The organism is Desulfobacter latus, assembly GCF_013389365.1.
GTDB lineage: Bacteria > Desulfobacterota > Desulfobacteria > Desulfobacterales > Desulfobacteraceae > Desulfobacter > Desulfobacter latus.
The window spans coordinates 1-10248 of record NZ_JACADJ010000097.1 but is presented as its reverse complement, the minus strand read 5'-3'; the positions used below and the strand labels follow the sequence as shown (position 1 = coordinate 10248).

Sequence of the window (10248 nt, the reverse complement as noted above, 5' to 3'; positions counted from 1 at the left end):
GTTGCTCAATTGGTAATGCTTCAATTGAAACAATTAAGAGGTATATTGAACAGCAAGGCTAAAAAGCGGCAATTCATCCCACCGACACCTTCGGTGATCAGTGGGTTTTCTTGCCGAATTCTATAAAGGCGGGTTGCATGGTTGATCACCACGCGCAAAAAAATATGGACCACACGGTTTTAATTGTGGATGACGAAGTCCATATCGGAAAACTTCTGGCCAGGCTACTCAAGCAGATATCCGTAAAAACAGTCTATGCCCCTGACGGCATGGAGGCGCTGGCAAAAATTGAAAAAAGGAAAAATCCCTTTTCTTTGATCATCAGCGACCAGAAAATGCCCGGGATGAAAGGTACCGAGCTGCTTGAAAAGGTCAGCCTTTTGTCCCCGTCCACCATACGGTTCCTGACCACCGGTTATTCGGATTTCGATACCGTTATCCAGGCTGTTAACCAGGGAAAAATTCATAAATATCTTCAAAAGCCATGGGACCCGGACAGGGTCGTAGATATTATCAAAGAAGGGCTGGAACAATATGAACTGACCCTTGAATATGAGAATTTATTCCGTACGGCCAAGGAACAGAACGCAAAACTTTCTGAATTCAATGCGCTGCTTAGGCAGAAAACACAAAAGCAGGCACAAATTCTTAACGCCCTTGATGAAAAGCTTAAAAAGGCTGGAAATGAGGCCGGCACCTGCAGTGCAGGTACCCGGGAAGAGGCTTTGTCCGGTGCCAAGAAGCTCAAAGAGACCTTAAAGGACAGGAAAATTGTGAGTGAGGCGCAGTTAAATCTACTGTTTGCAGCAGCGGTGGCGGATTTATACTGCAGATTTCAGGAAATTGCATTTAAGAAGGGCTTTGAGATACTACCCGACTCTTCCCGGGGGTGATGGACAAGATGCGCATGAGTGAGAATACAGGCAATGAATCCAACCTAAGCCAGTCCAGAATCCTTATCGTGGAAAGCGATGAGATTCTTGGGGGGCGGATTGAACAGATCTTTACCAGGGGCAACTATGCTGTCAGAAGGGTTAACTCCGCCTACGGCGCACTTGCTGCTGTGGAAGACGCTGAAAAATATCCCTTTGCAGTTGTGATATGCATGTATCGGATGCCCCGGATGGCTGGAGACGAATTATTAAAAAATGTCAAATCCATGGCACCGGACACCCAGCGGGTCCTATTGATTGATTCCATTGAAATCACTACGGTAATCAGTGCAGTCAACCGTGCCGGAATCCACAACTGCATTCCCGTTCCCTTTCACGATGAGATGCTTTATGCCGAAGTCAGCCAGCGGGCGGAATATTTTGAAAAAATAAAGAAAAAAGAACGGTTGCTCAGATTGACCAAGGTACAAAATCGTCAGCTATATAACATGGCGCTGACCTTAAAGGAAAAAAAACAGAGTGACGCCCTTGAAATCCAAAAAAAGAATAAGTTGTTGAAAACCCTGAAATTGCGCCCTGAAACATCTGTGGAAAAAAAAGAGACAGCCGGCCTTGAAGCATTGTTGTCCAAAAAACACATTGATCTGACGCCTGAAAGTTTTCTCCAGGAATTCAACAGCCAGGCATGGAATATAAAATGCTTTATTGAAAACCTGGCAGCCGACGGTATTGTGGCGCTTAAAGAAATAGACGAACAATTGTCCCAACAAAGCCAAGACGTTATTACAGGAATTGATTCTTCCTGTCCACCGGTTCCGGCAGGACTGCTTACGGGGCCCTCTTTTAAAAAAATGGTAAACGACCCCTATGTCAAAAAAATATGTGACACGTTACTCAAAGACCAGGATTGGATAGATCACTCCCTGGTAGACCAGATTGTTTCTGCGTTTATCGAAGCCGAATTTTGCAGGGTGGAGCCGGCCCCCGGGGTGCCCAAGGTACGGGAAACCGGAAACTTGAATGACGTGCCGTTCCATCTGACCATCAGCAAGGATCAAATGTCAGCGTCTGTTGAGCAAAAAGTGCATTTTTATGATTTTTCCCAAGCGCTTAAACAGATTAAAGCCCTGTTAAATGAAAATCAAATTTGTTTCGGTATCAAGGACGATGGGCTAATTGACAAATGGCTTTCGGAAACAGGTGAAAATAAAAAACATCTTGTGGTGGCAACGGGGAAAAAACCGGTCCCGCCGGAAAATGCAAAGGTGATCTATTATTTTGATGTGGATTTCAGGCAGCCCGGTGTAGTTGACAGCGAAGGGAATATGGATTTCAGGGAAAGGGGCGCCATTCCCTATGTAAAATCCGGGGTGCTTCTGGCGGAGAAAAAAAAGGGCCGTAGCGGAAGATCTGGTACTGATATTTTCGGAAACACCCTGACTGTTGAACCGCCGGAAGATGTGATCTTTGAAAGCGGTAAAAATACAATCCTTTCCGGTGATAAGCTCAAAATTTTATCAACAGATGAAGGGCAGCCCCATCTGGATGCCATGGGAATAGTGTCTGTTTATCCTGAACTTCGTATCAAAGGGGATGTGGGGTTCAAGACCGGGAATATTTACTTTTCAGGAAATCTTACAGTTTCCGGAGCTATCCGGGAAGGTTTCAGCGTTAAATGCGTCAACCTGACCGTTGACCAGATACAGGGTGCTGAAATAGACATCACCGGAGACCTGAATGTATCCCAGGGTATAACCGATGCCGACATCATCAATGTTCAAGGCGTTATCCAGGCAAAGTACATCAACAATTCACAAGTTAAATCCTTTGGAGATATCATTGTTCAAAGAGAAATAATCGATTCCAGCCTGTTTACCGGGGGGGCATGCATCAATGAGGGGGGCAGTATCATTGCCTCCACCATTAATGCCAGAACCGGGGTCAGGGCGGGCAGTATCGGCACTGATAAAACCTTGCCCGCCAGGTTTGAAGTGGGCACAGAAGGGTTGATGGAGATATTGATAGCCCAGCTCGACGGGAAAATTGAGGCCAATAATCATGCCATGGAAGAGATGGAAAAAAAGATCGAAAATTTAATCGAACAGGAACGGATGTTAAGTGACAAAATTTCCAAGGCGGCCTTTGAGCAGGAGGGGTCACAAAGGGAGCTGCAGGCCTTGAAAAACAAGCTGCCGACGTTTAAAAAGGATAAAGAAAACGAACCCTTTCAGGAAATTCTTGAATCAATGCAACTCTTAACCCAACGGGCAGATGATGCAGAAGGCACCATTAATCAAGTGTTTGCACAGCAGGAAGAAATCAGGGCACAGATTCAAGTATGTAATAAAGACATTTCTGCCGGGGAGGAGGACAATGAGGCGCTGATGTTTAGAAAAAGGGGTATAGAGGAATTTGCAAAACGGATCCGCCCCAAGCCGGAATTAATCGTTCAGAAAGAGATTGTTGCCGGCACTGTAATTGTCGCAGAAAAAAGCCGCCTCAGGTTGAATCAAACTCAGAGACATTGCAAATTCCGTGAAATAAAGCGGCCAGAGAATGTTGGTGCCTTAGGTTATGAAATAATGATAATAAACCTATAAAGGGCAGGCGTTGTGATGAGAAAGAGCGCGGTGGGAAAAATTGGATTTCAGGCATTTGCCGTTCAGAAATGGGGCCGAAAGGATCTGACCCGTGAGCGTGGAGACCACGCCCGCGTTCACGGATATATCAAAAAGGGATGAATATTATAGGATAAAAGGATATCGATATGTGGGATTATTCGGAAAAGGTTATGGAACATTTCTTGAAACCAAGAAATGTGGGAGAATTAGAAGGGGCCAACGCCATTGGTGAAACAGGGTCTTTAAGCTGCGGTGATGCACTTAAACTCTATTTAAAGGTAGACGAAAATGAAAGAATCATAGACGCCTCTTTTATGACGTTTGGCTGTGCCTCTGCCGTGGCCTCATCCTCGGCGTTAACCGAGATCATCAAGGGCATGACCCTGGATGAGGCCGCTAAAGTAACCAATGACGACATTGCCGATTACCTGGGCGGACTGCCCAAAGAAAAAATGCACTGTTCGGTCATGGGCCAGGCAGCCCTTAAAAAAGCCATTGCCGATTTCCGTGGAATTCAGATCAAGGATTGATATGATCTACACCGATAATAACGCCACCACCCGGGTGGCCGACGAAGTGATTGAAGCGATGCTGCCGTATTTAGGGCAGTTTTACGGCAATCCATCCTCAATGTATGGCTTTGCAGATTCAGTGCATAAAAAAGTCCGGCAGGCCCGGGCACAGGTGGCGAAACTGATTCATGCCGATCCTGGCGAAATTATATTTACCGCCTGCGGCACGGAAAGCGATAATGCAGCCATTCATGCGGCCCTTAATGCATTCCCCCGGAAAAAACATATTATCACTACGGCGGTTGAGCATCCGGCCATCAGAAGTCTTTGTCTGCATCTGCAGAAAAAAAAAGGGTACAAGGTGACCTTTGTGCCGGTGGACAAAAAGGGCCGTCTTGATCTTGACACCCTTTACAGTGCCATGTCCGATGATACGGCGGTTGTATCCGTCATGTGGGCCAATAATGAAACCGGGGTGATCTTTCCCATTGCCGAAATCGCAAAAAAAGTTAAAGAACGCGGAATCTGGTTTCATACGGATGCGGTTCAGGCTGCGGGTAAAATACCCATTGATGTTGAGGCTGCGGGAGTTGACATGCTTTCCCTGTCAGGACATAAAATCCATGCACCCAAGGGCGTTGGTGCGCTCTATATCAGAGAGGGGATTAAATTTTCGCCTTTTCTCATCGGCGGTCACCAGGAAAAGGGCCGCAGGGGCGGTACGGAAAACACAGCGTCCATTATCGCCCTGGGCAAGGCCTGTGAACTTGCAAAGGCCAATCTTCCCCTGATGGATACACAGGTTCGAGAGTGCCGAGATTATCTTGAAGCCCGGCTTTTAGATGAAATCCCAGCGACATCTGTGAACGGGGACAGGGAAAACCGCCTGCCCAACACCTTGTCTATGGGTTTTGATGCCGTTGAGGGCGAATCCATCCTCATGCTGATGAATCAGTCCGGTATATGCGCCTCTTCCGGTTCTGCCTGCACCTCGGGCTCTTTAGATCCGTCCCATGTACTCATGGCCATGCAGGTGCCCCTTAAATCAGCCCACGGCACCATTCGCTTTTCGCTGTCCCATTATAATACCAAAGCCGAAATGGACACCATCGTAGAGACCTTGATACCGGCCATCGATAGACTGCGTCAAATGTCGCCATTCTGGAAGGAGGGTAAGGTTGTGTGATTACAAAACTCATAAATGCCCAAGGTTTTTTGTCAAGATTTTAAGCGTTACGGTTGACATATCAACGGCCTTCATTTTATACAACAAGACTTGGAATCCGGATATGGTTGAACCGGCAAAATAATGCTTAATCCAATAATTAGGGTATAGATTCGTTTGAATATGAAACCTGAACAGATCCTTGTTGTCGATGATGAAAAACGGCTTGTTGACAGCATTGCCAAATGGCTAACCAGCCAGGGGTTTCGTGTCTTTTGTGCGTATGGTGGCCTGCAGGCAATTCGTTTGTTCAATACACACAAATTTGATCTCGTGCTGTTGGATATTTCCATGCCCGATATGAATGGATATGAGGCCATGGCCAAGATGTTTGAGCTGGATACCGAGATACTTGTCATCATCATGACCGGATTCGCCTCTGTGGAGTCTGCGGTCTCTGCGCTGAAACAGGGTGCCTGGGATTACCTGAAAAAGCCCTTTGAATATGCGGATCTGATTAAAACCGTTAAAAACGGTCTCGCCCAACGCAATCTCATTGCTCAAAAAAAAATCTACGCCGCCCGCCTTGAGGCCTCTGAAAAAAAATATCAGTACATGATTGACAACTCACCGGATCTGATTTTCACCCTGGATGAAAACTTCTGTTTCTCTTTTGCCAATCAGCAATTTCAATATGTTCTAGGATATTTGCCCCTGGAACTCACCGGCACGCCGTTTGATACGATTCTCCACGAGGATGACCGCGGCAAACTCTCCCGACTGTTTCAGGCCGACGGTCCACCCCCCCGGGATTTATCCCCTGGCAGCAGCATGGCATTGAATCTGCGCTTTAAAAAAGCCGATGATGCCGGGGAAACCGAATATAATCCGAATACCGCTTTTACATTCATGGAAATGAAGGCCTCGGTGCTTACCCTGCCGGATATCGAATCCTCCCATGATTTCGATGGGATATATGCTGTAGCCAGAGATGTTACTGAGCGTGTACGGCTTGAGACGCAACTTCGCCAGGCCCAGAAAATGGAAGCCATTGGTACACTTGCCGGCGGTATTGCCCATGATTTTAATAATATCCTTATGAGTATACAAGGGTATACCTCTCTGGTTAAAATCGGGTTTAACCGTGAATCGGAAGCGTATAAACGGCTGTCCAACATTGACGAGTATGTTCACAACGGCGCCGAAATGGCGCGTCAACTTCTGGATTTTTCCCGAAAAAATAACCGCCAGGCAGCCATCACCCTGAATATAAATTATTTGCTTAAAACCTCAGCCAAAATGTTCGGCCGCACTAGAAAAGATATCATGATCCACCAGGAACTGGATAAAAATCTATGGCTCATAAAGGTGGATGAAAGTCAAATCAAGCAGGTGCTTATGAACCTGTTTGTCAATGCGTGGCATGCCATGCCCAAAGGTGGCCGGATTGTGGTAAAATCTCAAAATGTGGTTATGGATCGCGAACAGGCCCAAAAAATGGGTCTTGATCAGGCTGGGGATTACATCAAAGTCTGTGTGGCAGACACCGGCACGGGTATGGACAAGCAGACCCTTTCACGCATATTTGATCCCTTTTTTACAACGAAGGACCGGGGGCAGGGAACCGGCCTGGGGCTTTCCACAGCATACGGGATCATCAAAGCCCACAAGGGCACTTTTCAGGTCGACTCTTCCCCGGGCAAAGGCAGTGTATTCATGTTTTTTCTGCCCGCTATAAAGGACCGGACATACACAAATCATGTTTTGTCTTCGGCGAAAAATAGTGATCGCCTGATTTCAGGCAAAGGCCGGGTACTTTTAGTAGATGATGAAAAAGAGGTCATAGAAGTCTGCAAGGAGATGCTTGAAACCCTTGGTTATGAAGTCCTTGTTGCCGGTGCAGGGGCCCAGGCCGTATCCGTAGTTCAAAATGATACCAAAGGCATTGACCTGATGATTTTAGATGTTGTCATGCCCGGTATGGACGGGGTCCAGACCTATGACGCTGTGCGGCATCTGAATCCGGATATCCGTGTGCTGGTCTGTTCCGGGCTTTATCCGAAACAAAAGATCCGGCAGATGATCAACAACGAATGCAGGGACTTTTTATTAAAACCTTTTGACATTGCCAAGCTGTCGGAAAAAATTGAATCCGTATTTAGTGCTTAAAGTTGTTAAACTTGATCATTGAATTAAAGTCAAACCCATATAATTGAGGAATAATTATAATACAATGACCTATACCATCCACCCCGTTGCCATGGGGACAAAAGTATTTGATAAAAGCATGATGACCTACCAGTACGGGCAGGGTGAAACTTATACCATTCCCATTTTCTGCTGGATAATTAAGGGCGGTGACAAAAATATCCTGGTGGACACCGGCGAAATGAATCCCATCCAGTCTGAGCAAAGGGAAAAAGCCATCAACGGGAAGATCTATACCTTTGAACAGGGCTTGGAAAAACACGGGCTTATGCCTGAAGACATTGATATTGTCATTCATACCCATCTGCACAACGATCATTGCGAAAACGACTATAAGTGTAAAAACGCCGTATTCTATGTGCATGAGCAGGAACTTGAATCCATCCACAACCCGCACCCTTTAGATTACCGGTACCTGGAAGATTTTATTGAGGATGTAGAGGAAAACGGACAAATCAGGATCGTAAAGGAAGACGGCCCCATTGTTGACGGTATCTATGTTAAACATACGCCGGTCCACACCAAAGGCGGCTTGACTGTTTTCATTGATACGCCCAAAGGCAAAGCAGCCATCACGGGCTTCTGCATCATTGAAGAAAACTACAATCCCCCGCCGGAAATCAAAGGCATGGAAATGGACGTTATCCCGCCGGGCACCCATGTAGATGCCTATTCGGCTTATGATATCATGGTGCAGGTAAAAAAAGAGGCGGACATTCTTATCCCGTTGCATGAACCCCGGTTTGCCTGTGGCGATCCCCTGGGTCTTTAGATAATAGATAGTCACCAAAACGTTAAGGAGAAAATTAATGAAAAGATGGCAATGTTCTGTATGTAAATACATTCATACAGGAGAAAACCCCCCTGAAAAATGTCCGGTATGCGGTGTTCCCGCAAGCAAATTTGTGCTGCTTGAAGCGGATGCAGCCCCTGATACACCCGAAGCTGAGGCGGCCGCCGGTGAAAACAAAACCGATGCGCCAAACAATACCGATACAGCGGATGCACCACCTTCAGAAAAAGAAGGCCGTGCAGCTGTCTACCTGGAAAAGGCGACTGTCTACTTGAAAAGAGCGGCTGATCTGATGCTTAAATACCATGCCCATCCAATTTCAGTTCACCTGCCCAACGGCGTCATCCCAGTGGCCGTAGTCCTGTTCATTCTCGGTTGGTTTTCCGGTTCGAATCTGCTGGTACAGGCTGGATTTATCAATCTGGTATTTGTTGTTATTTCCCTGCCCCTGGTTGGGTTAACAGGCGTTCTTGAATGGAAAACGAAATATAATCAAGCGCTGACAACCATTTTCAAAATAAAAATCGCTGCTGCAATAGTAACCGCAATTTGTTGCATTGCGTCAATTATTTGGTATCTGGTCAATCCGGAGGTGTTGGTATCGCCCGGCGGCTGGATGTTTGTCATGCTTAATCTGTTGATGCTTGCCGCAGCCGGAGTGGCCGGACACATCGGCGGAAAACTGGTTTTTAAGGATTAAAATTAGGGCCGCAGAAAAAATGATTGCCCTAAAAAAGTAAAACAAAACCCCCGGGCACCAGCTCACCTGCTTGGCTCCCGGGTGTTTTGACCATGGGCCTTAACTACTCTTTCATGATCTAAAAATTTGTGTCAACGCGCTGGCCACAGTATTATATTTAAACCGGAACCCGGCTGTTTCCAGAGCAGCAGGAAGCGCTTTCTGGCTGCAAAGAAACGATGCCCCAAGCTGTCCCATAAAAAGTTTAATAAAAAACGCCGGGGCCGGCATGAAGGCCGGGCGGTGCAAGACCCGCCCCAATTCTTTAGCAAACTCTTTTTGTCGGATGGGAACCGATCCTGTGAAATTGTAAATTCCCTGGGCATTATGTTCCATTAAAAAAAAGACACCCCGGACCAGATCATCCAGATGAATCCATGGAAACCACTGATTTCCCGATCCCAGAGGCCCACCCGCAAACATCCTGAAGGCCCGGGACATCACGGCAAGGGCTCCTCCTGGACCAAGCACCACCCCAAATCTCATGATTGCTACCGTTGCCCCTTTTGATTCGGCTTTTTGCGCCTGCGCTTCCCAGTCCCGGCACACCTGGGCCAAAAATCCTGTGCCATACGGTTGTGTCTCAAACAAAGGTGTTTCACCCCGATCACCGTAAGCGCCTACTGCAGAAGCATTGAGCAACTGTCCGCCAAAGTTGTCGGGCATGGCATCCACCAAATTTCTGGTGGTTTGGATTCTGGAATTATAAATGGCTTGTTTATATTCTTTTGTCCAGCGTTTAAAAATATTTCGTCCTGCCAGGTTGACGATGACATCTGATTGCGCCACAAGATCCTGCCAGTCCCCCGGCAAAGAGGTGTCCGCACTGGTCCAGAAAAAATTATCATTCGCATCAGCCATGGGATTGTTTTGCGACGTGCCGAGTCCGTTTACCTGCCAGCCGGCATTCAGATATTCTTGTGCAAGGGTCTGTCCCACAAATCCGGAGGCACCGGTGATTAAAACCGTTTTCATGTGTTAACTCCCTTTCATTTGCAATTAAAGGTGTGGGAGGGCTCCTCAGTGATGGGGAGTCCTATCCCGATTCGCCTTTTATGATTTGGATTATGCGATTGTTTTCCTCAATATTTTCCCGCAAAAACTGTTTAAGCTTTCGTTGGCTTGCATGGCTTTTATGGCAAGCGCTTTATGTAAATCACTGTCCACTCTTAGCTGAAATTTTCCTGAATATTTTGGCATCCTTCATATAAGTTCAAAAGTACTTTACAGTTTTTATCATCAGAATTTTGATCGCAACTATCTTGTCACAGCAAAATACCGTGTTTATTATACTCAAATATGAATTGTGATTATCTC

10 protein-coding genes are annotated in these 10248 nt (G+C 46.5%); 8 read left to right on the top strand and 2 right to left on the bottom strand.

What is annotated here, in order from left to right:
- Window positions 1–137: 137 nt before the first annotated feature.
- The 8 genes from HXW94_RS17205 to HXW94_RS17175 all read left to right on the top strand — a co-directional run bounded on the left by HXW94_RS17205 (window position 138) and on the right by HXW94_RS17175 (window position 8892).
- Window positions 138–893 carry a response regulator gene (locus tag HXW94_RS17205; protein WP_178368131.1) on the top strand — a complete coding sequence of 252 codons (756 nt, stop codon included), beginning with the start codon at window positions 138–140 and terminating at the stop codon, window positions 891–893.
- A gap of 14 nt (window positions 894–907) precedes the next feature.
- A complete protein-coding gene (locus tag HXW94_RS17200; RefSeq protein ID WP_178368130.1) occupies window positions 908–3493 on the top strand; it encodes a flagellar assembly protein A in 2586 nt (861 codons plus the stop codon).
- 15 nt (window positions 3494–3508) lie between these two features.
- On the top strand, window positions 3509–3634 hold the full coding sequence (locus HXW94_RS19940) for a hypothetical protein (RefSeq protein WP_281357869.1): 126 nt from the start codon (window positions 3509–3511) through the stop codon (window positions 3632–3634).
- A gap of 26 nt (window positions 3635–3660) precedes the next feature.
- Complete coding sequence (locus tag HXW94_RS17195) at window positions 3661–4044, top strand: iron-sulfur cluster assembly scaffold protein (RefSeq protein WP_281357868.1); 384 nt, start codon at window positions 3661–3663, stop codon at window positions 4042–4044.
- 1 nt (window position 4045) lies between these two features.
- The gene (gene nifS / locus HXW94_RS17190) at window positions 4046–5212 is read left to right on the top strand and encodes a cysteine desulfurase NifS (protein WP_178368129.1); all 1167 of its coding nucleotides are present in this window, start codon (window positions 4046–4048) and stop codon (window positions 5210–5212) included.
- Window positions 5213–5374: 162 nt separating this feature from the next.
- Window positions 5375–7360: a hybrid sensor histidine kinase/response regulator gene (locus tag HXW94_RS17185; protein ID WP_178368128.1), complete on the top strand. Its 1986-nt coding sequence runs from the start codon at window positions 5375–5377 to the stop codon at window positions 7358–7360.
- A 64-nt stretch (window positions 7361–7424) separates the two neighbouring features.
- A complete protein-coding gene (locus tag HXW94_RS17180; protein ID WP_178368127.1) occupies window positions 7425–8171 on the top strand; it encodes an N-acyl homoserine lactonase family protein in 747 nt (248 codons plus the stop codon).
- Window positions 8172–8208: 37 nt separating this feature from the next.
- Window positions 8209–8892: a rubredoxin-like domain-containing protein gene (locus HXW94_RS17175; RefSeq protein WP_178368126.1), complete on the top strand. Its 684-nt coding sequence runs from the start codon at window positions 8209–8211 to the stop codon at window positions 8890–8892.
- Between the two features lie 111 nt (window positions 8893–9003).
- Here the strand turns inward: HXW94_RS17175 and HXW94_RS17170 are convergent, their stop codons facing one another.
- Window positions 9004–9906, bottom strand: a complete 903-nt coding sequence (locus tag HXW94_RS17170; protein ID WP_178368125.1) for a TIGR01777 family oxidoreductase — start codon at window positions 9904–9906, stop codon at window positions 9004–9006.
- A gap of 90 nt (window positions 9907–9996) precedes the next feature.
- Window positions 9997–10131, bottom strand: coding sequence for a toxin-antitoxin system HicB family antitoxin (locus tag HXW94_RS17165; protein ID WP_246294171.1), 135 nt, complete (start codon window positions 10129–10131; stop codon window positions 9997–9999).
- Window positions 10132–10248: the final 117 nt, after the last annotated feature.